The 23,116-nt window shown below is 64.4% G+C and carries 21 protein-coding genes; 12 read left to right on the forward strand and 9 right to left on the reverse strand.

The window, feature by feature from the left end; all coding sequences use genetic code 11:
* Positions 1-32: 32 nt before the first annotated feature.
* From ACF07D_RS04985 to ACF07D_RS04995, 3 genes are all read left to right on the forward strand, one after another.
* Complete coding sequence (locus ACF07D_RS04985; protein WP_119282835.1) at positions 33-467, forward strand: Fur family transcriptional regulator; 435 nt, start codon at positions 33-35, stop codon at positions 465-467.
* A 61-nt stretch (positions 468-528) separates the two neighbouring features.
* The gene (locus ACF07D_RS04990) at positions 529-1,989 is read left to right on the forward strand and encodes a catalase (RefSeq protein ID WP_119282834.1); all 1,461 of its coding nucleotides are present in this window, start codon (positions 529-531) and stop codon (positions 1,987-1,989) included.
* A gap of 83 nt (positions 1,990-2,072) precedes the next feature.
* On the forward strand, positions 2,073-2,846 hold the full coding sequence (locus ACF07D_RS04995) for a polyprenol monophosphomannose synthase (RefSeq protein WP_255808407.1): 774 nt from the start codon (positions 2,073-2,075) through the stop codon (positions 2,844-2,846).
* A 233-nt stretch (positions 2,847-3,079) separates the two neighbouring features.
* Here ACF07D_RS04995 and hpf read toward each other — a convergent pair whose 3' ends face one another.
* The 9 genes from hpf to ACF07D_RS05040 all read right to left on the reverse strand — a co-directional run bounded on the left by hpf (position 3,080) and on the right by ACF07D_RS05040 (position 14,437).
* Positions 3,080-3,706, reverse strand: coding sequence for a ribosome hibernation-promoting factor, HPF/YfiA family (gene hpf, locus ACF07D_RS05000; protein WP_391504128.1), 627 nt, complete (start codon positions 3,704-3,706; stop codon positions 3,080-3,082).
* Between the two features lie 65 nt (positions 3,707-3,771).
* On the reverse strand, positions 3,772-4,626 hold the full coding sequence (locus ACF07D_RS05005) for a ComF family protein (protein WP_391504129.1): 855 nt from the start codon (positions 4,624-4,626) through the stop codon (positions 3,772-3,774).
* A gap of 99 nt (positions 4,627-4,725) precedes the next feature.
* Positions 4,726-6,411 (reverse strand): GerMN domain-containing protein, encoded by a 1,686-nt coding sequence (locus tag ACF07D_RS05010; RefSeq protein ID WP_391504130.1) that lies wholly within the window; start codon positions 6,409-6,411, stop codon positions 4,726-4,728.
* Positions 6,408-8,120, reverse strand: coding sequence for an MtrAB system histidine kinase MtrB (gene mtrB / locus ACF07D_RS05015; protein ID WP_255808409.1), 1,713 nt, complete (start codon positions 8,118-8,120; stop codon positions 6,408-6,410). Before mtrB ends, ACF07D_RS05010 begins: the two co-directional genes overlap by 4 nt.
* An 8-nt stretch (positions 8,121-8,128) precedes the next feature.
* The gene (gene mtrA / locus ACF07D_RS05020) at positions 8,129-8,812 is read right to left on the reverse strand and encodes an MtrAB system response regulator MtrA (RefSeq protein ID WP_119282829.1); all 684 of its coding nucleotides are present in this window, start codon (positions 8,810-8,812) and stop codon (positions 8,129-8,131) included.
* A gap of 64 nt (positions 8,813-8,876) precedes the next feature.
* A complete protein-coding gene (locus tag ACF07D_RS05025; RefSeq protein WP_255808410.1) occupies positions 8,877-9,305 on the reverse strand; it encodes a metallopeptidase family protein in 429 nt (142 codons plus the stop codon).
* Positions 9,306-9,327: 22 nt separating this feature from the next.
* Entirely contained in the window at positions 9,328-10,719 is a 1,392-nt protein-coding gene (locus ACF07D_RS05030; protein ID WP_119282828.1) for a DUF5719 family protein, read from the reverse strand.
* Positions 10,720-14,058, reverse strand: coding sequence for a glycosyltransferase (locus ACF07D_RS05035; protein WP_391504131.1), 3,339 nt, complete (start codon positions 14,056-14,058; stop codon positions 10,720-10,722).
* A gap of 64 nt (positions 14,059-14,122) precedes the next feature.
* The gene (locus ACF07D_RS05040) at positions 14,123-14,437 is read right to left on the reverse strand and encodes a WhiB family transcriptional regulator (RefSeq protein ID WP_119282826.1); all 315 of its coding nucleotides are present in this window, start codon (positions 14,435-14,437) and stop codon (positions 14,123-14,125) included.
* A 168-nt stretch (positions 14,438-14,605) separates the two neighbouring features.
* Between ACF07D_RS05040 and ACF07D_RS05045 the strand changes: the two genes are divergently transcribed.
* From ACF07D_RS05045 to ACF07D_RS05085, 9 genes are read left to right on the forward strand one after another with little or no spacing between them, the layout of a single operon-like run.
* A complete protein-coding gene (locus ACF07D_RS05045) occupies positions 14,606-15,466 on the forward strand; it encodes an exodeoxyribonuclease III (RefSeq protein ID WP_391504132.1) in 861 nt (286 codons plus the stop codon).
* A gap of 56 nt (positions 15,467-15,522) precedes the next feature.
* Positions 15,523-16,527: a tryptophan--tRNA ligase gene (gene trpS / locus ACF07D_RS05050; RefSeq protein ID WP_391504133.1), complete on the forward strand. Its 1,005-nt coding sequence runs from the start codon at positions 15,523-15,525 to the stop codon at positions 16,525-16,527.
* Positions 16,528-16,559: 32 nt separating this feature from the next.
* Positions 16,560-17,594, forward strand: coding sequence for a response regulator (locus ACF07D_RS05055; RefSeq protein WP_391504134.1), 1,035 nt, complete (start codon positions 16,560-16,562; stop codon positions 17,592-17,594).
* On the forward strand, positions 17,594-18,583 hold the full coding sequence (locus tag ACF07D_RS05060; RefSeq protein ID WP_391504135.1) for an ATP-grasp domain-containing protein: 990 nt from the start codon (positions 17,594-17,596) through the stop codon (positions 18,581-18,583). Before ACF07D_RS05055 ends, ACF07D_RS05060 begins: the two co-directional genes overlap by 1 nt.
* Positions 18,580-19,311, forward strand: a complete 732-nt coding sequence (locus tag ACF07D_RS05065) for a PHP domain-containing protein (RefSeq protein WP_391504136.1) — start codon at positions 18,580-18,582, stop codon at positions 19,309-19,311. The genes ACF07D_RS05060 and ACF07D_RS05065 overlap by 4 nt, the downstream gene beginning before the upstream one ends.
* Positions 19,308-20,786, forward strand: coding sequence for a glycosyltransferase (locus ACF07D_RS05070; protein ID WP_391504137.1), 1,479 nt, complete (start codon positions 19,308-19,310; stop codon positions 20,784-20,786). Before ACF07D_RS05065 ends, ACF07D_RS05070 begins: the two co-directional genes overlap by 4 nt.
* Positions 20,783-20,914, forward strand: coding sequence for a hypothetical protein (locus tag ACF07D_RS05075; RefSeq protein WP_391504138.1), 132 nt, complete (start codon positions 20,783-20,785; stop codon positions 20,912-20,914). The genes ACF07D_RS05070 and ACF07D_RS05075 overlap by 4 nt, the downstream gene beginning before the upstream one ends.
* Positions 20,911-21,258, forward strand: coding sequence for a response regulator (locus tag ACF07D_RS05080; protein ID WP_391504139.1), 348 nt, complete (start codon positions 20,911-20,913; stop codon positions 21,256-21,258). The genes ACF07D_RS05075 and ACF07D_RS05080 overlap by 4 nt, the downstream gene beginning before the upstream one ends.
* Positions 21,255-23,021, forward strand: coding sequence for an ATP-binding protein (locus tag ACF07D_RS05085; RefSeq protein WP_391504140.1), 1,767 nt, complete (start codon positions 21,255-21,257; stop codon positions 23,019-23,021). Before ACF07D_RS05080 ends, ACF07D_RS05085 begins: the two co-directional genes overlap by 4 nt.
* Positions 23,022-23,116 lie beyond the last annotated feature (95 nt).

The raw sequence follows: 23,116 nt of genomic DNA on the forward strand, positions 1-23,116 counted from the left end.
GAATCATTCAAAATAAGGGCTACACTGGAAACATGCCCGCAACCGCCCCCGCCACCGAATCGGCGGCACGACTGAACGCCGTTGGCCTGCGCTCAACCGCGCCGCGTCGAGCCGTTCTTGAGGCGCTGCAGCCGGGCGGTCATCTTGACGCGAGCGAACTCTACGACCGCCTGAAGGACGATCTGCCAGGGACATCCTTGCAGGCCATTTACGGCGTTCTCACGGCCCTCGTTGAGGCAAACCTTGTGCGGCGCGTCACGCCAGCAGGCGGTTCCGCTAGGTACGAAGCACGAGTTGGCGATAACCATCACCACCTTCTTTGCCGGTCGTGCGGACGCCTTGAAGACGTCCCATGCGCAGTTGGCGCGGCTCCGTGCCTGACCCCCTCAGAAGACCATGGCTTCCAGATCGAAGCGGCCGAGGTCACCTTTCACGGCCTGTGTTCCGACTGTGTGCCCGTGGACTAGCACCTAGCTGTTCACCACATCCAGACTTCCATCCGACTCAACCCCCACGAAATGAGGCATCATGGCTGAGAACAAAACCCTGACGACCCAGACGGGTACCCCCGTCGCAGACAACGAGCACTCGCTCACCGTTGGGCCCGACGGCCCCACGGTACTGCACGATCACTACCTCCTCGAGAAGCTCGCATCGTTCAACCGTGAGCGTGTGCCTGAGCGCAACCCGCACGCAAAGGGCGGCGGCGCGTTCGGCGAGTTCGTCGTGACCGAGGACGTCTCGAAGTACACTCGCGCTGCAGTGTTCCAGCCCGGCGCCAAGGCAGAGACGCTCATCCGTTTCTCCTCCGTCGCTGGTGAGCAGGGCTCCCCTGACACCTGGCGCGACGTACGTGGCTTCTCGCTGCGTTTCTACACGCCCGAGGGCAACCTCGACATCGTCGGCAACAACACGCCGACGTTCTTCATCCGCGACGGCATCAAGTTCCCCGACTTCATCCACTCGCAGAAGCGCCTCGGCGCGTCTGGCCTGCGCGACGCAGACATGCAGTGGGACTTCTGGACGCTGTCGCCCGAGTCGGCTCACCAGGTCACCTACCTCATGGGTGACCGCGGCCTCTCGAAGAGCTGGCGCCACCTCAACGGCTACGGCTCACACACCTACCAGTGGATCAACGCCGAGGGCGAGCGCTTCTGGGTGAAGTATCACTTCATCTCCCAGCAGGGCGTCGAGCGCCTCTCGCCCGAAGAGGCAGAGAAGCTCGCAGGGTCGGATGCCGACTACTACCGCCGCGACCTGTTTGAGTCCATCGAACGAGGCGAGTTCCCGTCGTGGGACGTCTACGTGCAGGTCATGCCCTATGAAGAGGCAAAGACCTACCGTTTCAACCCGTTCGACCTCACGAAGGTGTGGCCAAAGGCTGACTACCCGCGCATCAAGGTCGGAACGTTCACACTGAACCGCAACCCTGAGAACTTCTTCGCTCAGATCGAGCAGGCCGCGTTCACGCCCGGTAACCAGGTTCCCGGCACGGGCATCTCGCCCGACAAGATGCTGATGGCTCGTGTCTTCTCGTACGCAGACGCCCACCGCCACCGCATCGGTGCAAACTTCAACCAGCTGCCTGTCAACCAGCCGCATGCCGGAGAGGTGAACAACTACCAGCACGAGGGCAGCATGCGCTACCACTTCAACAGCGCAGAGCACCGCACCTACTCGCCGAACTCGTACGGCCAGGCTGGCGGCCCGGTTGCCGATCCGGTTGCAGGTGTCGAGGCGAGCTGGGAGGCCGACGGCAGCCTCGTTCGCTCGGCTCACACGCTGCGCGCTGACGACGACGATTTCGGCCAGGCAGGCACGCTCTACCGCGACGTCTACTCGGCAGAAGAGAAGGCACGCTTCCACGAGGTGCTCGGCGGCCAGGCACAGGCAATTACCGTTGATCGCATCCGCGAGGCGTTCTTCCAGTACTGGACAAACGTCGACGCAGAGCTCGGCGCGATCCTGCGCGCGAACTACGCAGCCTAACCACGTCTGAGGGGCCGGGGCCAGCCGCAGTGGCTGGCCCCGGCCCCTCGCGTTTTCTAAACTCGGTCTGAAATGATTGGCACGTGCAGCATCCAATCGTCCCAGAGAGCGTGACTCACACGAGCGTCCTCGTCGTGCTGCCAACGTTCAATGAGCGGGACTCGCTTCGCGGAGTCGTTGCGACAGTACTCGACGCCGTGCCCGGCGCCAACGTGCTCATTATTGACGACAACAGCCCTGACGGTACCGGCGAGATCGCAGACGACATCGCACACGTAGAGCCTCGTGTGACCGTGATGCACCGCGATGGCAAGCGTGGCCTTGGTACCGCGTATATTGCCGGGTTTCGCCTCGCAATCGACCTCGGCTACGACTATGTCGTCGAGATGGATTCCGACGGCTCACACCAACCTGGCGAGCTCCCGGCGCTTCTCGACGCCGCAGCCGCGGGGGCCGGCCTCGCAATCGGCACCAGGTGGATGCCCGGCGGCAAGATCGTGAACTGGCCGCGCCACCGCCGACTGCTGTCGCGCGGAGGGACCGCGTTCGCCCGCCTTGCGCTGCGGTCGCGGCTGCGGGACCTCACGAGCGGTTACCGCGTGCTCTCACACGAGTGCATTGAGCGGCTCGGACTTGAGACCATCGACTCCGAGGGCTACGCCTTCCAGGTCGAGACCGCGTGGCGCATCGAGCAGCTCGGCATTCCCGTCGCTGAGGTTCCCATCACCTTCGTGGAACGCACCACAGGCCGGTCGAAGATGTCGACGCGAATCATGTGGGAGGCGTTCTCAAACGTCACTCGCTGGGGTATCGAGACCCGCCGAGCGCGCTCGGGCAAGCCTGCCTTCCAGCACTAGGTCAAGCGCCCGCAGAGGCACGCCCTCCGCATGCAATCGACACTAGAACTGCAGAAATCCTCGGAAATCGACATTGAGACTGTAGATCCCAGGCTGTGTGGATGTGGCGACCGGCGCAAACGCGGCGGCCGCCCCCGAATGGGGACGGCCGCCTAGTAGCTCCTGCTGACTAGCTGTCTGCGTGACCAGCTGTCCTGCTGAATAGCTGTCTGCGTGACTAGCTGTCGGGGCGCCTAGCTGTCTGCGAGCGACAGCACGCCGTAGTTCCAACCCTTGCGGCGGTAGACAACGCTCGGCTTGTCAGTCTCGGCATCGATGAAGAGGAAGAAGTCGTGGCCGACAAGCTCCATCTGATCGACTGCATCTTCAACCGGAAGTCGCTCCGCCGGGAATTCCTTCGAGCGGATAACGACAGGCGAGTACGCCTCTTCGGCCTCAGCCACGACGGGTACCGAACCTGTCGCGACAGCGTCAATGACCTCGGCTGAAGCGGGCTGCAGGTCGACCACAGCAAAGTCATTCGCTGCCGCGTCGCCGAGCGAAGTCCGACCCCGGCCGCGGCGGTCCTGCGCACGATCCTTCGAGCGGCGGATGCGCTCGAGCACGCGACCGTAGGCGATGTCATAAGCGGCGTACTTGTCTGGCCCCACTGACTCGGCTCGAATCACCGGGCCCGGGCCGATCAGCGTAATCTCAACCCGGTCACCATGCTTTGGGCTCTTGTCACTGAGGCGCGATACACGTACCTCGAAGGCCTGTGCCTTCGGGAGCAACCCTGCTACCTTCTCGGTTTTTGACTCAACGTACTGTTCAAAGCGATCAGTAATCTCGACATTTCGTCCGTGGATGCTGACGTCCATGACGACCTCCCAGGTGACTCAGGCGGGTGGGCCGGTGTGGCGCACCACTACGCCTTTCTCGAACATTACCCCCTTTCGCCTGTGAGGTTCCACTCTGTTTTTTGTGGCGCGTCGCGACGCTCCGCCGAGCAGAGTGTCACAGCGCCGACGACGGGGATGCCTTCGGCTTCGAACACGGCGATCGCCGCCCAAAGCGTCGCGCCGGTCGTGGCAATGTCGTCAACAAGAATCACTCCCCGCCCGTTGAGTCTTCGCTCCGCATCGCGGCGAACCCTGATGAGCCTTGCATTTCGCTCTCGCGCAGCAGAGTCGAGCCCAACCTGCCCGACGCGGCCACGTCTCGGCACTAACAAGCGAAGGCGTTCACCTGGCAGCCGCCCCGACAGCAGCCCGGCACGCAGCATCACGTCGACGTGCCTGTACCCTCGTTCACGCTCGCGTCGCTTTCGAGACGGGAGGGGAACCCAGACTGGTGCCCGCGGGAGTGCGTCGCCAGCGCCGCGATCCAGCGCACGCTGCCTGTGGTGTTCTGCGGCGAGCGCGGCGCGAAGCGGCACAGCCAATCGGGGTCCCAGCATGCGCCCGAAACTGTATGCGCCGCGATGCTTATAGGCGAGCAGAACCGCCCGGAGAATCCCGTCATACGCTCCAGCGGCGAAGCCTGGCACCCCGAGTGCTGGGATCGCATGAACTTCGTCAGGTGGGGCGTCTGCTACCTCCACGGCACATGTAGAACAGAGCTCTCGATCCTGCCTGCCGCATCCGACGCACAAACTCGGCCAGACAAGCGCGAGGAGGTCGAGCCCAAGCTCTCGCAGCCACCCGAGGGCTCCCGTCAAGCGCGAGCCCCTGGCAGGAGCAATGTTCTGGGCCTCAGTTCCGGCCGGAGCCCCACGGGCGGCAACTTCTCGTTTCGGCATGAGCCAAGTTTCGTCTGGCAAGTGGTTGCGAGGCGGGATCCCCGTCAGATTGTGGACAACCTCGGCCGCCGCCTGCCCCGACTCCTCCTGTGGAGCGAACTAGCCGCGCTTTGCGATCACTTCAACGTCGGCTGCGACGCGTTGCCAGCCGCTCGCTCCCTGGGGCGCAAACAGTTCCCCATTCTGGGTGAGCACTCTAATCTGGGCCCTGTTGCCGCCACCGAAGATTTCCTCCGCCTCGGGCACTGATCCCTGTTCGCTTGGAAAAGTTCCCGGCCCACCGACTGTGACCTTCCCTGCGCTCCCCTGCAAGGTGACTGCGACGAACCGGTTCTGATCGATCCAGTCGAAGTCGAGCGCCTCGCCACTTGCCCACAGCTCGATGTCTGCCTTCGGAGTGACCGCCGTCGGCATTCCGCCATCGGTTTCCCTGAGGATCCCGCCGACAAGCACGTAGCTCTTGCCACCGTCGTCAACGAGCGCGCCGATCATGCTGCCACCCGGCGCAATACCCACAGCCCGCACGTCGAGCCCGTCGAGCCAGGGAATGACGATGTCGTGTTGCTCCCCCGAGGCGCTCGCGACGTGCATCTTTGTTGGCGCTGATGCTGAGAGCGACCAGGTCCACAGGTCGTCGTCAACGTTTGGCGCCAGCGCGTCCTTCCGGTTGTCGACGACAGCTGTGAACCCTTGCGAGACGATGTGTACTCCCGCCTTCGTGCGCACGGCAGCGACGGTCTTGGAACGCGAGAGCGCAATCGCGTCGCCAGCGAGCTCTTCAACGACCGGGCTAATCCCGATCACTGGCTCGATCCCTGACGCCGTAAAGACGCCAAATTTTCCGTTCTGCACGCCCGCGAGCTTGGCTCCCACCTGCGACGGAGTCATGGGCGCGACTGCCTGCGGCTTTCCCTTGACCGGTGTCCCGTCGATGAGCAGCTCGACCCGGTTCACGCCCGAGACGCTCTGCAAGCTGGTCTGGAGTTGGAGCAGCATCTCTTCTTGCGCCTTGGGGTTATTCAATCCCTCGCCCTTAATATCGACCCGCGCAAGCCCGTCTTCGACGGTGACCGCATTCTTGGTGAGTGAGGTCCCTTCGGGGAAGCCTGAGCGAGCGACAAGCTCAAACCGTTCACTCGGGCCAGCGAGCAACGCGTTCACGATCTCCGTCGAGAGCGCAGCCCGCGACAGGAACCATCTGGTGTCGGGCACCAGCCGGTCGCCGGCACCAAGGAAGTTCACTTGGTGTTGCGACCAGATCGCGTCGAAGGTCGCGCGGTCAAGGATGACGCCAGCGGGGGCAGACGAAATCCTCCATTCATCGCCGACACGTGTGAACTCGAATCGGAGCTCGGTGCTCTCGCCGGCTTCAGTCAGCAGCAGCCGGCCTTCAGGGTCGACTTCGGCGACGACAGAGAGCATCAGCATGCCTGCCGCGTCGCCGTCTTGTCTGAACGGACGCGACCCCTCCCAGACGAGCACACCGAAGTATGGATCCCACTGATCGGCGTACTCGGGTGTGAGGTACTCGCGTGCGACAGAGTAGTCGTCAATCGGTGAGCGTGCCGCTGTGATGAACCCGCGAACCAGCTCCTCGGGTGTCGCGCCGGCCGACGGCCCAAACGCGCTGAACTGGAGGGCCTGCTCAGCTTGATTGATGTCAGTGAGTCCCGGCTGCACCGCACCGGAGCCTGGGATCGCAGCGCACGCGCTGAGCGTCAGGGTTGCGACGAGGGCGAATCCGAGGCCGGCACGCGACATGCGTCTGATCCTGCGCTTGGTCATGAGCGGCCCTCCTTTGGCGTCTTGATGCTCCGACGGAATGGGCGTTTCAACCAACCACCTGTTGTCTCACGCACGTCTGCTCCGCCCGCGACGTCCTCGGGGATGAGCGGTATCGGCGACACAAAGTCTGTCACGTCGTCACCGCGCGGCAGGGTGAGCCGGAAGCTCGTTCCAACGCCCTTCGCCGACCACACTTCTAGGAATCCGCCGTGGACCGCGGCGTCCTCTCGAGCAATCGCAAGGCCGAGTCCGGTCCCGCCGAGCGTGCGCTTGCGTGAGGGATCAGCGCGCCAAAACCTGTCAAAGACGTGGTCGACGTCGTCAGCGTCCATGCCCACTCCCCAGTCGCGCACCGCAACGGCAATTGCGTGGGCGTTCGAGTCGACTGTAACCACGATTGGCCGATCCTCACCGTGCTCGATCGCGTTGCCGACGAGGTTCGACACGATACGTCTGATGCGCCTCGCGTCGACGTCAACGGGCGTGTAGCCGCCGAGCGGCCGTACCTCGATCAGGCTCGATGAGAGCGGCCTGAGCGACGTCACGACCTCGTCGACAAGGTGGACGAGGTTCGTGGGCTCAGTCTCAAGCGTCACCCGCCCGGCGTCGTAGCGCGAGATCTCGAGCAGGTCGGTGAGGAGCGACTCGAACCGTCCAACCTGCGTGCTCAGCACTTCGACGGCACGCTGTTGGCCCGGCGCTAGGGAGTTCTGCTGCCCGCTGAGTACCTCGCTCGCGAGCCGGATAGTAGTGAGCGGCGTGCGCAACTCGTGCGACACGTCAGACACGAAACGCTGCTGCATCTCTGAGAGGTCGTCGAGCTCTTGAATGCGGGCTTGGAGCGTGTCGGCCATGTCGTTGAATCCCTCAGACAACACATCAAAATGCTCGTCGTGCTGCAGTGGCATGCGCGCATCCGCTTCACCTGCTGCGAGCCGCCGGCTCGTGTCTGCTGCCACGCGAATCGGGCGGAAGACAATCCGAGAAATCACCCAAACGAGCAGTCCGATGAACAGCATCATCCCTACCGCCGTGACAAACAGCGTGCGCTGAACGAACGAGAGCGTTTCCGCTGTCGCCGAGAGCTCGTACCCGATAAACAGGTCGAACACCCCGGCGCCCGCCGGGAACTTCAGGGACGAGCCAACGACTATGCCAGGTGCGTCTTTCGCCTCGCCGTCGCGAAACGTCACTGCCTGCCAATACTGGGGTTCCTCAGCAACAAGCACAGCCTCCGCGAGTTCCTCGCTCACTGCCTGACCGAGCGCCGATGGGGTACTCGCCACCGGGGATAGCTCGGGAAATGGCGCCTGGTTTTCTTGGCGCCTGATGTAGATCATCTGGCTCGACGACGTGTCCTGCACCGTTCGAAGCACAGAGGTTTGCAGTGACTGCAGGCCGCCCCTGTCGGCGGGATCGAACGAGTCGATCATGCGCTGCGCCTGCACCGTTGCGCGCGCTGAGTCCTGCAACGATTGTTCGAGGCGCGACGAGAACAGGTCGTTGCTCACGCTCGTGAGCAGGAACACACCGGCGATCGCGATCATCGCGCCAGTCACGAGACCCGTGATCGTCATCGTGCGGAGCATGAGCGACCGGCCCCATCGTGCGCGGAAGGGTCCGAGCACGGGTTGAGTCGCCTTGATCCATCGCAGCCTCAGGCGACGCCAAGTCCGCTGCATTCGACCGCGCGACCTTGGCTCAGTCATGCGAGTGACTATTCTGCGCGGGCACCAGCACGGTACCCAACCCCGCGCACGGTCGTCACGATCACCGGGCGATCAGGATCGATCTCGATTTTCGCGCGCAGCCGCTGGACGTGAACATTCACGAGACGAGTATCGGCCTTGTACTGGTAGCCCCACACCTTCTCGAGCAGTACCTCACGAGTGAACACCTGCTGAGGCTTCCGCGCGAGAATCGCGAGGAGATCGAACTCGAGCGGTGTGAGGGCGATAACCTCGTCGCCGCGCTTCACCTCGTGGCCGGCGACGTCGATGTGCAGGTCGCCAATCATGAGGGTTTCGTTCGTATCTTCCTGCGGTTCGCGGAGGCGAGCGCGGATCCGAGCGATGAGCTCTGCAGGGTTGAACGGCTTGACGACATAGTCATCTGCACCGACCTCGAGCCCGCGCACGACGTCGCGGGTGTCGGTGCGGGCCGTAAGCATGATGATGGGCACCCCGGATTCTGCACGAATCTGTTCGCAGACACCGATCCCATCGAGTCCTGGCAGCATCACATCGAGGAGTACAAGATCAGGGCGGGTCGCACGGAACTGCTCAACGGCTTCGAACCCGTCGTAGGCATGCTCGACAAGGAATCCTTCTCCTTGCAGCACCATGCTCAGCATCTCAGCGAGTGCTCTGTCATCATCCACTACGAGGATTCGTGCGCTCATGAGCCTATTATGACCGGTCGGCCTGGTAATCGTGCAACCAGCCCCCTCGGAAGGGGTGGAAAGCCTAGAAGTGGTCAAACCTGCCGGGTAGCAGTTCCCAAGGTTCACGTCCCAGGTACTCACACACAGCACGGTACACACAGTGCTCAATGAAGTAGCGACGGTGCTCGTCGTCATCAACGTGCAGCCCCTTGCTGCGTTGAATCGGCATTCGATAGAGCATGATGCTTGCTGCGTCTCGGTCGATCGAGTAAAGCATCGGCATTGAGCTCTCGCCTGCGGCAGCAGGCACGGTTTGGAAGCCGATCTGCACGCCGTGGAGTTCCTCGGGGAACGCTCGCTGCAAGAACTCGACCGCGCCGCGAGCGTCAGACTCGAACTTCTTCACCCTGCTCTGCGGATTCGCGAGCGCTGGTCCAGTGATTGACGAGCGGATCGGGCGACGCCCATGCCGTGTCTGGCGCCCGTGCGTACGCGGGGTCCTGGAAGTCATACCGTCCAGTCTACGGCCACCGCTAGCGCGTGTAGACCGTGAGCTGGCCCGTGTGCTCTGCGCGCGGCATGATTGGGTATCCGGCGATCGAGCCGCTCCCGACCATGCGAACTCCCGCGTGTACGGGCTCGGTGCTCGTGAGTGTGCGGCTGCCTGCCCCTGGCACGACAACGGCGGCTCCCGGCGCGACAGTGACCTGCTGCTCTTTGCCGCCTGCGACGGTGACCTCGGCGGGTACATCACCGGGGTTTGCGACGATGAGTTCGCCTCCTGGCGTCACCGGGGCTGCAGTTGGCGTATTCGCCGGAATCGTCGGGGCCGGCGCGAACCACTGGAAGTCGTGAGTCTCACCCGAGTTCGCGGCACCCTCGGCTCCCGCGAAGACAGGCACATCGGCGTCTACAACAATTGCGGTTGCGTCGTGCGGCCACGACTCAATCGCAAGCGCCCCCACGACGCGGGGTTCAAGCTCGATGACGCCGAGCTGCGTGCGAACACCCTTGGCGTCGATTGCTGAGACCGTGCCGCTGCCTGCGACATCTCCTGGGGTGATCGCGTGCACGAGTACCGGGAAGCGGTCAGCTGGCCCAGTGTCAGTTGGTACCTCTTCGTGGTCGTGCGAGTCTTCGTTCGCGACTCCTGGAATGACGAGTAGCTGCTCGGGGCGAAGCTGCCGAGTGACTACGGAGGTTCCGACAGGGACGATGCCGTCCACTCGTGCGACCCCGAGGCTTGCCGAGACAGGTGCCCCCGTGCTTGTCACTCGCACTGCGAGGCGCTCTCGGTTGGGCGCATACCCGTTGAGCGAAACGATCTGTTCGGAGTTCGGGGCGACGATCACTCCCGAGGTTTGCACTGCGTCGATCTCGCCGTTCTCGTCAAACACGGTGATCTGCACGGTTGCGGGAACCTCGCTCGCGTTGCCTAGGCTGAGCGTCGTCGAGAGTCCGAGCGTGCTTGCTCCGCCGACGAGCCACTGCTCGTTGACGGGTTCGACGCACGCACTCGCGGTTGCGCCGCGGAGTGATGCTGAGGCGAGTTTCTGGCTTTGGGCGGCAGCAAGCGAGGCCTGCGCGGCGCCGGTGAGCACTCGAGCTCCACTCGCGGCTGCGCCCTCCCCTCCCCCGAGCGTGCCGAGTTCACCGTCTCCGCTCACGACCACAGTTGCCTCGCCTACCGGCACGGCGACGTCGGGGCGAGAAGGATCAGCGCCGAGCTCTGCGAATGCGCCAGCACACACAATACTGCGCTCGCCTGTCTGTGTCGTGCTCACCGTGACTGCGTGCGGGGCGCGCTCGACGCTCGGAAGCTGAACCGTTCCGAGGAGTAACACCCCGGCTGCGGCAGCTCCGGTGATGATGAGCCCTGTGAGCGCACGGGCGCCGCCGCGAACAAACCTCTCGCTTGTGCTCATCTACTTGCCCTCCCCGAGCTGCTCGTCTGCGTCTCGCGATTCTGCGTCTGTCGCTTCCTCGACGCCCGCATTCGGCGCGTCGACCGCTGCGGCCTGCGACGTCACGGCGAGGTGGGAATCCCCGTCAGGATCGGTCGAGCGCGCATCTTCCGCTGATCCAGCCGGTTCGGTGTCCCCCGCAGGATCAGCCGGGTCGATGTCCGTCGCTGGATCAGCCGGGTCGATGTCTTCGTCAGCTTCAGCTAGGACCTCGGCCGGTGACTCGTCGTCGGATTCTGCACCTTCACCAGCATCGGAGAAACCCTCAGCCGCCTCGGACACCTCGGACACCTCAGGTACCTCGGACACCTCAGGCGCGGCAGGCGCGGCAGATGCCTGCGGCTCGTCGCCCATATCCACGGCGGGGGCAGCCGTCTCAGTGACCTCGGCCCCGGCAACCGCGGGAACAGCCCCTTCCGCGACAGCGGAAGGTAGGGGTGCGCCTGCACCGGCGGTCACAGCGGCAGCGGCGCGGCGCTCTGCTCGCTTACTCGCGCGCTTGCGCACCCGCTTCGGACGCTTGCGTCGCTCAGGGCGCTCAACAACCTCGCCCGTGGGCAGCGCGAGCAGCAGCATTGCGAACAGCAGGACAAGCTGCACGGTCCAGACAGTCTGCCCGCCGAACGAAGTCCCGACGAGCGCGGCAGACTCGTCCCCCTCAGCTTCATGGCCTGTTGCGGCATCTGAGACGCGCCAGAGGAGTCCCTGCTCGGTCGTACCGACGCTCGCGAGTTCGGGGTGCTGGTCGAGCGTGCGCTGAAGCTCGGTCTCCGCGCTCGGCTCATTCCCTGACCGCAGTAGCACGTAGGTGATGCGCTCGGCGTTCAGCGCGTCGGCGACGCTGCCGCCACCGATGCTCGCGAGCGAGCCAACGAGTTCGGCGAGCTGCTTGTCGTCGTGGGTCGGGTCAGAGAGGCGCGCGGACGTGCGGAAATCGTCAAGCTCGATACCCTCGCCTGTCACAATTTCGGCGCGCATGGCTCCCTCACCTGACGCACTGAGTACGAGTGTGCGGGTGTTTGGGTTTTGTTCTCCAGCGACCTGGACGAGCGCGGGCATCCGAGACTCCCCTGGGCCCATCGGCACGTTGCCTGTGACAAGGCGCACCGCGATCGGCCCTGCAGCAACGACCGCTGCGACGAGCGCGACTGCGACGACCGCAGGCGCAGCACGTCGCGCCGTTTCGGCGCCGAGAGCTGCGAGCCCGAGTACGGCGAGCCAGTAGAGCACGAGGCCAGAACCCGTCCAGACCGCAATCGGGGTGTCACCCGACGTGGTGAGCATGAGCTGGGTTGATCCGACCGCCGCGACTATTCCGAGCCCACCGAACAGGGCATGCAGCAGCGTTGCAGCGACCTTCCCGGTGTAGAGACCGAGCAGGGCCAGGAGTGCGATCGGAAGCATCAGCACGCCGACGAGGAGTGTCGCGGGTAGGTTACCGAGCCCGACTGTCTCGAAGATGCGTCCCCAGCCGTCGAGGCCGAACTCTGGGAACCCGAGCAGCAGGTGCCAGGTCGTACCCGGTGTGTACGGCAGTGGGATCCCTGGGTCAGCGAGAAGGTCGAGCGGTCGCCCGCCGAACACTGTCGCGATGATCTTCGGGCCGAAGAGCACGAGTGGAGCGATGGCGATCGACAGCACGCGCAGCGCGCCGCGCAGACTGGAGAATACGCCGACGACGAGGAAAACGAGCGCGACCGGGATGAGCACGGGGGCGCTCGCGAGGGCAACCGCAGCGAGCAGCGACGCAGTGCCAGCCCAGCTCCAGGACTCGCGACAGCGGGTGGCGGCGAGAAGCAACCACGGCATTACGACGGCCAGGATCAGCGTGGTGATTCGGCCCGAGGCGATCGAACCGAGCAGCACGGGGCTCAGAGCGAACCCGATGGCGACAACTGCCCGCGCCGCCCCCGACTCTGCAATCTGCGCCGCCCAGATCCAGGCGCCGAGCGCCGAGAGCGGAATTGCGATGATGAGCAGGATGACGAGCGCGTGCGAGGGGTTCCAGAACGTGACAGACCCGAGCACTGCGAGCACCCAGGCGAACGGGTCGGCGGGAACGCCGTCGAGTGTGCGGGTGTGATGCCAGAGCTCGCCGATAGGGCTGAGCGGCGCAAGGCCACCCCCGAACAGGCTCGTTTGGGCGATTGCCCACCAGGTAAGCGCGATCGCAGCCACCGCAGTAACCACGAGCACCGCGAGGCCGCCCGTCGAGACAAACCCGAGCTCGCGCGGAACACGCCCCTGGGCGGCAAGTATCGCCTCGCGGTCGATCATTCGCGCGGTGCGCACTGTCTTTCTGTCGGTGCGCAGTGGGCGCACCGCTGCCCAGCCGACGCGTGACGCCCGCTTCACTCGTTTGCGCGACGCGAGAAGCGCTTTCGGGCGGAAGAAGACTGTCAGCGCGGCGACGAACTCGCCGATCATGTTTCCTGGTTGCTCGCGAATCAGCGCCCAGAAGACGCGAACGATTGCGAGAAGTGGCAATCCGAGCCACATGAGAAACGCAGGGAGTGCTGACGCGTAGGCAATGCGCCGGTGCAGGTGTGCGGTTCGAGCTTGCCTGTGGGCGGTGCGGAGCACTCCGCGGGACCTGTCGATGTGCGGCCCGGCGACGCCGCTTCTGGCGAAGCGCACCCGCGACTCTGGCGACACTTCGACCCTGTAGCCGGCGAGACGGGTGCGCACACAGAAGTCGAGCGCGTCGTCATAACTTGTGAAGGCTGGGTCGAATCCGCCGAGCTCGTCCCACACGTCGCGGCGAACGAGCATGCCGACAGGGCCGACGCCGAGCACGTCCTCAAGGTGGTCGTACTGTTGTTGGTCGAGCTCTTGCCTCCTGAGCAGCCAGCGAGAGCCAGTCGTCGTGAGACTCTGTCCGAGCTCAATGATGCGCTCGGGGTGATCCCAGTCCACGAGTTTCGGGCCGGCGACGGCAACTGACTGCGCGCGCTGCACGCTCGACAGGATCCGCTCGAGCGCCTCGGGCTCTGGGCAGGAGTCTTCACTCAGCAGCCAGATCCACTCTTCAGCCGGGTTTGATCCGGGAAGCACGGCGGAAAGCGCCGCGGCAACGGCGCGCCCGAATGACACGCGCGACGGGATGCCGATGACCCGCGACGCCTCGGCACCACCGAAGTTGGCGTGTACGAGCTGGGTGCCGACCCGCTCGGCGCCGCCGTTGTTGATGGCGACGATGGCGTTTGGGCGCCGCGTTTGAGAGGCGATCCCTGCGATCGTCTCATCGAGCCACTCCCCACCTTGAGAAGCGACAATGACTGCGGTAACTGTGCTGCGCATAACGCCGTCAGTCTAGAAGGGGTGGCATGGTTTCAAACTGGGGGCATGCCGAGGAGCGCAAAGCTCAGCCGGCCTCGCGGCGCAGCTTGCGGCGTTCGCGCTCTGAAAGCCCGCCCCAAATGCCGAACCGCTCGTCGTTCTCGAGCGCGTAGTCGAGGCACTCCGAGCGCACCTCGCATGTCTCACAGATTCGCTTCGCTTCGCGGGTCGACCCTCCCTTTTCTGGGAAGAACGATTCTGGGTCGGTCTGCGCGCAGAGCGCGTCAGACTGCCATGCAAGAGCCTCATCTTCTGCCTGACGGCGAATTCCTGGGGTGCCGAGAAATACCGGATCGACAAACCAGTCGCCGGGAACGCCTGGCCCTGAAGCTTGTTCCATGGGTGCGCTCCTTTCTCGAAATCTCTGCGTTTGCGACGCTGACACGCCGCATTACCTAAATAATTACACCCTTGTCATTCGTTGAATGTCAAGCCGGAGAGTCTAAACCCTCAAGTACTCGTTGAGGGTCAGTGGAGTGTCGCGTGTCGCACCTCTACACTTGATGCCATGTCTGAATCTCTTCGCGTCGCGTCGGTTAACGTCAACGGCATCCGGGCCGCCTACCGCAAAGGCATGGGCGACTGGCTCGCTGAACGGGACGTCGACGTGTTGGCGCTGCAGGAGGTGCGCGCGCAGGACGAGCACCTCGAGGAGTTCCTCGGTGCCGCGGGCTGGCACTGGCTGCACGACCCGTGCGAGATCAAGGGCCGCGCGGGCGTTGCGATCGCGAGCCGAGTTCCCGCGCTTGCGCACCGCGTCGGCCTGGGTGGAGCGGACGATCAGGATCGCGTGCAGTCGTCAGGCCGCTGGCTCGAGGCCGACTTCGCGTTCGGCGACTCCCAGCTCACCGTCGTCAGCAACTACACGCACTCGGGCGAAGTAGACACGCCGCGCCAGGAGGCAAAGTGGGCGTTTCTTGACGCCATGGGGGCGCGAATGATCGAGCTTGCAAGCGAGCGCGACTTCGCTGCGATCGTTGGGGATTTCAATGTTGGGCACCGCGAGCTCGACATCAAGAATTGGAAGGGCAACGTGAAGAAGAGCGGCTTCCTGCCCAGGGAGCGAGCATATTTCGACCGTTTCTTCGGCCCGCGCGGCGAGCTCGTCACCGGCGTCGACGGCTCTGAGGGTGAGGGATACGGCTGGGTCGACGTTGGGCGCACGTTTGCTGGCGAGGTCGATGGACCGTACTCGTGGTGGTCAAACCGCGGCCAGGCATTCGACAACGACACCGGCTGGCGCATCGACTACCACGTCGTGACCCCGCAGCTCGGCGAGCGGGTACTCGATTACAAGATCGACCGCGCCGCGGCCTACGACGAGCGATGGTCGGATCACGCTCCAGTCGTCGTTGATTACCGCATCTGACCGCGTCGCCGCGGCCACGCGATCCATACTTCACACAGAAACACGTTAGATCTCACATGAGCGATTCAAAGCCAGTCATCTTTTCGGGCATGCAGCCCTCGAGCGATTCCCTCCAGCTCGGCAACTACATTGGCGCCCTGAGCCAGTGGACGAAAATGCAGGAGGACTTCGACGCGATCTTCTGCGTCGTGAACCTGCACGCGATCACCGTGCCGCAGGACCCAGCAGAGCTTGCCATGCGCACCCGCCGCACCGCGGCACAGTACATCGCGGCAGGCATCGACCCCGCGAAGTCGACGCTGTTCATCCAGTCGCACGTTCCAGCGCACGCCGAGCTCGCGTGGGTGCTGAACACACTGACAGGGTTCGGTGAGGCCGGGCGCATGACGCAGTTCAAGGACAAGTCGCAGCGCCACGGCGCTGATGCAGCCTCTGTCGGACTGTTCACCTACCCGATTCTGATGGCGGCAGACATCCTGCTTTATCAGGCGGAGTCGGTGCCAGTCGGCGAAGACCAGCGCCAGCACGTCGAACTCACCCGCGATCTCGCAAACCGCTTCAATTCGCGCTTCGGCGAGACCTTTGTGCTGCCAGAGGCGCAGATTCCGAAGACGGTCGCAAAAATCTACGACCTGCAAAACCCAGCAGCAAAGATGTCGAAGTCGGCCGAGACCGAGGCAGGCCTCATCAAGGTGCTTGACCCTGCGAACGTCACCAAGAAGAAGATCATGCGCGCGGTCACCGACGACGGCGACGAGATTCGGTTCGACCGCGCGACTAAGCCGGGCGTCTCAAACCTGCTCACAATCTTCTCGGTGCTCGCCGAGCGCTCAATCGAGTCGATCGAGGAGGAGTTTGCGGGGCTCGGGTACGGTCACCTGAAGAAGGCCGTGGCCGAGGTCGTGGAAGACTCCCTCGCGCCAGTACGCGAGCGCACAACCGAGCTCATGGCCGATCCGGCTGAGCTCGATAGGCTGCTCGCACGCGGCGCTGAACGCGCGAACGAGATCGCAAACTCAACCCTCAATCTGGTCTATGACCGGGTCGGTCTGATGCGCTAAAGTCGAGCTAATTCGCTAGAGGGGGACGCGAGATGGCCGGGCTACACATACTCGTTGTCGACGACGATCCAGACGTCGCGCTCCTCGTAAAAACTGTGCTCGAGCGCCGGGCAGGAGCAACTGTCGCTGTCGCGCACGACGCGGCTCGGGCGCTCGAGCAAGCGCGTGCGTCGCGCCCCGACATCGTCGTGACTGACATTGAGATGCCCGGCGCGAGCGGCATTGACCTCCTCACTGACATTCGCCGCGAGTTTCCCGGAGTTCCGGTACTCGTTATGACCGCGCACGTCTCCGTTGACTACGCCGTCTCGGCGCTCCGGGCACAGGCGGACGAGTTTCTGACGAAGCCGCTCGACAACACCCAACTCGTTGACGCAGTCACCCGCCTCGTCGAGGAGACGCGCAGGCGCGGGCCTGGGCGTCGCCCCAATACCGTGCTCGCAGTTGGCGCGCACCCTGACGACGTCGAGATCGGAGTTGGCGGAATCCTCGCAGCTCACGCCGCCGCCGGCGACAGCATCACGATCCTGACCCTGTCGCGTGGCGCCCGCGGCGGAGACGCCGACAGCCGGCAGTTCGAGTCGCTCGCGGCTGCCGAATTGCTCGGCGCGCGCCTGTTTCTGAAAGACCTCGTCGACACCGAGATTCCGAACAGCGGGCAGACAGTGCGCCTGATCGAGGATGTCGTGCGCGAGGTCCAACCGACTGTCGTGTACACGCACTCGGGGAACGACAGGCATCAAGACCATCGCGCCGTGAGCGAGGCAACGATCGTCGCGACACGAAGCGTCGCTACCGTTGCGTGCTATCAGAGCCCGTCGGCGACGATTGATTTCAGACCGACACGGTTCGTGCGCATTGACGACTTCCTTGAGCGCAAGTTTGACTTACTCGCCTGTTTTGACTCGCAGGTGGCGAGCCGCGACTACCTCACACGCGACTTCGTCACAGCTACAGCGCGATACTGGACCAGGTTCGGCGGCGGCAGGGCGGTAGAACCCCTCGAAATTGTGCGTGAAAGCACTGAACTTGCGCACAGCTACGAACGCCTCAGGTTGGAGAACTAATGCCCACTCGCGTACTTGTCACCGGCGCGGGCGGGCCCGCCGGAGTCGCGGTGATTCGCTCGCTGCTTCGTAGGCCTGACCTCGAAGTCTTCGCAGCCGATATGGATGGCTGGGCGAGCGGGCTCTATCTCGTGCCAGCTGAACGGCGACGGCTAGTGCCGCCTGGGCGTGACGACTCGTTCGTCCCAGCGCTCGCGCAGCTCGTGTCCAGCGATGCGCTCGACCTCGTGATCTCGACAGTCGATGTTGAGCTCGTTGCTGTCGCTGACCGCAGGGATGAACTCGCGCCCGCAGTCCTCGCGGCGCCGACCTCAGACACGCTGCGCGTGTGCCTCGACAAGCTGGCCCTCGCAGAGCGGTGCGCGTCGACGGGCAGATCGCCGCGAACCGTCGCTGCCGGCCCGGAAGCGCTCGCGATCGACTGGGAGTTCCCCGCCTTTGCAAAACCGCGCCAGGGTGCTGGCAGCCGCGGAATTCGCGTGGTGGCCGACAGAGAGGCGCTTGAGGCGCTCCCGTTCGACGAGAACCTCATTGTGCAGGATCTCCTCCCCGGAGACGAGTACTCGGTGGACGTCATTGCAGACGCAGCGGGGAACGTGGTCGCCGCCGTGCCGCGCACCCGCGCCCGCGTAGACTCGGGCGTCGCTATCGCCGGGCAAACCGTGCACGACTCTGAGCTTGAGGAAACCGCCGCAGCGATCGCTCGCGCGATCGGCCTGACCGGTGTGGCGAACGTCCAGTTGCGCCGAGACCGCGCCGGGCGCGCGATGCTGCTTGAAGTGAACCCCCGCTTCCCGGGTGCGCTCCCACTCACGATCTCGGCGGGGGTCGACATTCCATCGCTCGTTGTTGACTTGTTCCTCGGCAGGGATGTTCCGGCGAGCGTCGAATTCCGTGAGGTCGCGGCAGTCAGATTCCTCGAGGACATCGTCGTCGAGGTGTCAGACGTACTTGAGTCGGCGCACGCTGGCCACCAGGACGACGCATGAGCGAACCCACCGCAGACTCAGGGATTCTCGGCGGCGATTTCCACGTGCACTCAACGTTCTCGGATGACGCTCGCTCGTCTCTCGCCGAGAACGTCACGGCAGCCGCAGCCGCGGGCCTCCACACGGTGCGCCTCGTCGACCACGTGCGGCAATCTACCGCCTGGGTCCCCGAATACCTCGCTGCCGTCGCGGCTCTCGAAGCTCCCGACGGCCTCACTGTGCTCACCGGTGTCGAGGCGAAGATTCTGAACACCGAAGGCGAGCTCGACATTCCTGCGTTGCCCGCCGGGATCGACAGGATCCTCATCGCCGACCACCAGTTCCCGACAGCTGCGGGCCCTGTCGGCCCCACCGAGATCATCGAGCGCATCTCTGCAGGGTTGTCCCCCACTGACGCCCTCGACGACTGCATCGCCGCACTCATCGCCGCGATGGAGCGCTACCCAGGCAACCAGCTCGCCCACTGCTTCTCGATCCTGCCGAAAGTTGGACTCAGCGAGGATGACCTCTCGCGAGAGCACCTCGAAGCGTGGGCGCTGACCGCCGCACGCACCGACACGTACGTTGAAGTCAACGAGAAGTGGGGCTGCCCTGGCCCGCGCGCGATCGCAGCTCTCCGGGCGGCCGGCGCGACGCACGTCGCCTCGACAGACAGCCACGACGCGGCGACTGTTGGCAGCTATTCCCGTGTGCGGGAGCTCCTGCTGAACGCCGAGGCCACGCCGTGAACGGGTTTCAGATCGCCCTCGCGGTCCTTCTGCTCGTGTGCGTGCTCGTTGGTACGCTGCCAGTGTTCAACACCGCGTTCCAGTTTCTCGTGCTCCCGTTTCACGCTGTTAAGAATCACTACCGGCGCGCGGCTCCGTTCACACCAAACGTTGCGGTCATCGTTCCCGCTTGGAACGAGGGGCTCGTCATCGGAGCGTCGATCGACAGGCTCCTCACCCTCGACTACCCAGAGGACAAGCTGCGCATCTTCGTTGTCGACGACGCCTCAACCGACGACACTCCCGACGTTGTGCTCGCCCGCGCAGCACAGCATCCCGGTCGCGTCGTGCACCTCCGGCGCGAGGTTGGCGGAGAGGGCAAGGCGCACACCCTGAACCACGGGATCTCGAAGGTACTTGCGGAGCCGTGGGCCGAGGCTGTACTGATCATGGATGCCGACGTCATCTTCGCCCACGACTCGCTTGGCAAGCTCACGCGGCACCTCGCCGACGAACGCGTCGGAGCTGTCACCGCGTACATCGCCGAGGGATCTGCTGACCGCAACTACCTCACGCGGTTCATCGGCATCGAGTACGTCATCGCCCAGCTCGCTGCGCGCCGCGCACAGAACGTGCTCGGCGCCGTCGCTTGCCTCGCGGGAGGCGCCCAGTTGCACTCACGCGCGAATCTCGAAGCGATCGGCGGCCGGATTCCAACTGGCACGCTCGCTGAGGACACAATGACAACGTTCGAAAGCCAACTCACTGGCCGGAAGATGGTGTTCGAGCCGCACGCAGTCGTGCTCGCGGAAGAGCCCCGCACCGTCGACGCGTTGTGGAAGCAGCGTCTTCGCTGGGCCCGCGGAAACGTGCAGCTCACGTCGATCTACAAGCGGCTCTGGTTCCGCCCGAGCCGAACCCACAAGCTCGGGAGCATTCCGTTCGGCGTCGCCTGGTTCAGCATTCTGCTGCTGCCGGCGTTTCTCGTGCTCTCGGCCGCCGCACTGTTCGCGCTGCTGCTCCTGCACAGCGACATCGCCGAATCAGTCTTCAGCTTCATGTGGATCGTGGCCGCCTGCACCTACATGTACTCGATCCTCTTCGCTGTGCAACTCGACCCGCGCACCGCTCGCCACTCCTGGCGCGAGGCGCTCCTGTTTCCAGGCCTCGGGGCCATGGTCATCATGGCAGTTGCGTTGTTCCCCGGGGTGACAGACGCGGCACTCACCGAGTGGTTCGGCAGGCTCACCCCTGGCGACCGGTTCGTGACTTCGAGCATCCTGTACCTGTGGGGGCCGCTGTCGCTTCTCGGGGCGTGGCTCGCGCGCTGGGTCGAGCGGTTCACGGGCGGAAAGTTTGTCGCTGGTCTACTGATTTACGTGTGCGGCTATGGTTCACTCCTGTGTGCCATTACTGTTGATTCCTACATCAAGGAATGGCGCCGAGCAGACGCTTCTTGGGTGAAGACCGAGAAGGTTGGAAGGGTCGTTTCATGAGTACACGCGAATCAGATGACGAGATTCGGCGCGACGCGAGGCGCGAGCTGCGGCTCGTACCGCAGGCGCTGATTGCACTCATCATCGTTGCCGCGGTAGCCATCGCGCGAGAGCTGTTGCTCCGGTGAGCCCGAGCTTGCTTGCCCTCACCGTCGAGGACAACGCCGAGCAGACAGAGCTGCTGCGGCGCATGCTTGAGCGCGAGGGATACGAGGTCTTTTCAGCACCCGACGCTGAGACCGCGATCGCCGCCTTCCCTGAGATCCAGCCGTCGCTCGCGATCGTTGACCTCAGGCTCCCCGGCGTCACCGGGAGCGAATGCATCGACATCTTGCGCTCCCGGTTTCCGAGCTGCCGCATCATCGTGAGCTCAGTGCTCGACGAAGACGAGTACCCGCGCGCAGACGCGTCGCTTCCCAAACCGTTTACAGGCGCAATGTTGCACGACCTACTTGCGGAGCTCACCCAGTGATCGACAGTCGAGAAGTCAGGTGGTACCGCAACTTCGATCAGCCGAGTCCGCTGCTCAAGCAGGCTCCGACGGCTGTCGCGTTCTTGCTCGCCCTCACCACCGTGTTCCTCGTGCCAGGGCTTGCGCCCGTCGATGCCACGCTCATGCTGCTCTCCGGCGCGCTCATCGCCGGGGCCACGGTTTTCGCAGTGCTCCTGACAGCGCGCGGGCATTTTCAGGGCCCAATCGTGCTCCTCATACCACTCGTCGACTTCCTCGGATTCGCCTTTTTCCGCGCGGCGACCGGCGCGGGTCAGTCGCTGTTCGCGACGCTCGTGCTCATCCCGATCGCATGGCTCGCGACCGCACCCGGTATTCGCCAGGTTGCAGTCGTTTTTGTGCTGAGTGCCGCGATGGTTTTCATCCCCTACATCACGCACCCGCCCGAGAACAGCACCGACCTGCTCCGCGGCATCATCGTCCCGCTCATCTACGCCACAGTGGCGGCGGTGATCAACGAGCTCGCCCGCCAGCAACGCGCGCGCGTGGAGCAGGCCGAGCGACTCGCCTCCGAGCGCACCCGCGCCCTCCGCGCGAACGAGCAGGCGCTCGCACAGCTCCGCGAGAGCGAAACCCGCTACCGAACCCTGCTCGAATCTCACGAGAGCCTCTGGGCAGCAATCACCGCCCAGGCCGTCATCGCGACGGACTGCAACGGCCTCGTCAGCGCCTGGAATCCAGGGGCTGAACGCATGTTGGGCCTCAGCGAAGCCGAGGCCCTCGATGACGTCAGTATCGACAGGTTCTTCTCCCCCGCAGTGCTCGCGGCGCTCGCGGGCACGCGCCCAGGCGATCCGCCAAGCACCCCAGCCGAGCCGAGTGTTCGCGCGCTTTTCGAGCTCGCAAACACCGGCTCAACGCTCGACGAAGAACTCGAAATTCAGACGGCCGCCGGGAGCAGGATCCCGGCCAGGGTCACGGTCACGCGCAGAAACGACGGCGCAGGCAACCAACAGGGGTATCTACTCGTCGTCACTGACGAAACTCGCCAGGCTGAGGTCGCCCGGATGAAGGATGAGTTCGTCGGGATGATCTCGCACGAACTTCGCACCCCGCTCAGCGCCATCATTGGGTTCCTCGACCTGCTGCGCAACGACCCCGAGCAGCCACTCGCAGACCAGCAGATCGAGTTCGTCGACATCATCGAGCGAAACGCAAAGCGCCTGCTCGCGCTCGTTGGCGACCTGCTCTTCACCGCGCAGGTTGAGTCGGGGAGATTCCCAATCACACCGCACCACGTCGATATCTACGACGCCCTCCGGCTTGCAACCGAATCGGCCCGGCCGCACGCTGAGGGCGAAGGCGTTGAGCTAAAGATCGACACTCCGGCGGAGCCGCTCTTCGTCATGGCGGACGGCGGTCGGCTCGGGCAGGCGATCGACAACCTCATCTCGAACGCGATCAAATTCACGCCACGCGGCGGCCGGGTGACGGTGTCGGGGATGCAGCGCGATGGCGCAGTTGCGATCTCCGTGAGCGACACGGGCATCGGTATTCCGAAGGCCGAACAGGCAGACCTCTTCAACAGGTTCTTTCGGGCGTCCACCGCGACGCAGAACGCGATTCCCGGAGTTGGCCTCGGCCTCAACATCACGCACGCGATCGCGGTCGCGCACGGCGGCGGCATCACAGTGGTGAGCGACGAGGGCGCCGGAACGACATTCGAGATGCGGCTGCCGCTCGCTCCCCCAACACAAGCGATCCCGGTGGTACAGCGCGGCTGAGCCAGCTCAGTCGCGCCGCGAGCCTCTGTGGTCGAGCGAGCCGTCGTCAGAGTCATGTGCCTGCCGGGCGTCCCGCAGTGTTCGCCCGTAGCAAT

It is taken from the genome of Leucobacter sp. NPDC015123, assembly GCF_043080205.1.
Lineage (GTDB): Bacteria > Actinomycetota > Actinomycetes > Actinomycetales > Microbacteriaceae > Leucobacter > Leucobacter aridicollis_A.

Coding starts and splice junctions, on each gene's coding strand:
- mtrA (WP_119282829.1), bottom strand. CDS start 8,812: ATGAGCGCACGAATCCTCGTAGTGGATGATGACAGAGCACTCGCTGAG.
- hpf (WP_391504128.1), bottom strand. CDS start 3,706: ATGGACGTCAGCATCCACGGACGAAATGTCGAGATTACTGATCGCTTT.
- ACF07D_RS05005 (WP_391504129.1), bottom strand. CDS start 4,626: ATGCCGAAACGAGAAGTTGCCGCCCGTGGGGCTCCGGCCGGAACTGAG.
- ACF07D_RS05025 (WP_255808410.1), bottom strand. CDS start 9,305: ATGACTTCCAGGACCCCGCGTACGCACGGGCGCCAGACACGGCATGGG.
- mtrB (WP_255808409.1), bottom strand. CDS start 8,120: ATGACTGAGCCAAGGTCGCGCGGTCGAATGCAGCGGACTTGGCGTCGC.
- ACF07D_RS05030 (WP_119282828.1), bottom strand. CDS start 10,719: ATGAGCACAAGCGAGAGGTTTGTTCGCGGCGGCGCCCGTGCGCTCACA.
- ACF07D_RS05065 (WP_391504136.1), top strand. CDS start 18,580: ATGAGCGAACCCACCGCAGACTCAGGGATTCTCGGCGGCGATTTCCAC.
- trpS (WP_391504133.1), top strand. CDS start 15,523: ATGAGCGATTCAAAGCCAGTCATCTTTTCGGGCATGCAGCCCTCGAGC.
- ACF07D_RS04985 (WP_119282835.1), top strand. CDS start 33: ATGCCCGCAACCGCCCCCGCCACCGAATCGGCGGCACGACTGAACGCC.
- ACF07D_RS05035 (WP_391504131.1), bottom strand. CDS start 14,058: ATGCGCAGCACAGTTACCGCAGTCATTGTCGCTTCTCAAGGTGGGGAG.
- ACF07D_RS05010 (WP_391504130.1), bottom strand. CDS start 6,411: ATGACCAAGCGCAGGATCAGACGCATGTCGCGTGCCGGCCTCGGATTC.
- ACF07D_RS05060 (WP_391504135.1), top strand. CDS start 17,594: ATGCCCACTCGCGTACTTGTCACCGGCGCGGGCGGGCCCGCCGGAGTC.
- ACF07D_RS04990 (WP_119282834.1), top strand. CDS start 529: ATGGCTGAGAACAAAACCCTGACGACCCAGACGGGTACCCCCGTCGCA.
- ACF07D_RS05040 (WP_119282826.1), bottom strand. CDS start 14,437: ATGGAACAAGCTTCAGGGCCAGGCGTTCCCGGCGACTGGTTTGTCGAT.
- ACF07D_RS05075 (WP_391504138.1), top strand. CDS start 20,783: ATGAGTACACGCGAATCAGATGACGAGATTCGGCGCGACGCGAGGCGC.
- ACF07D_RS05055 (WP_391504134.1), top strand. CDS start 16,560: ATGGCCGGGCTACACATACTCGTTGTCGACGACGATCCAGACGTCGCG.
- ACF07D_RS05045 (WP_391504132.1), top strand. CDS start 14,606: ATGTCTGAATCTCTTCGCGTCGCGTCGGTTAACGTCAACGGCATCCGG.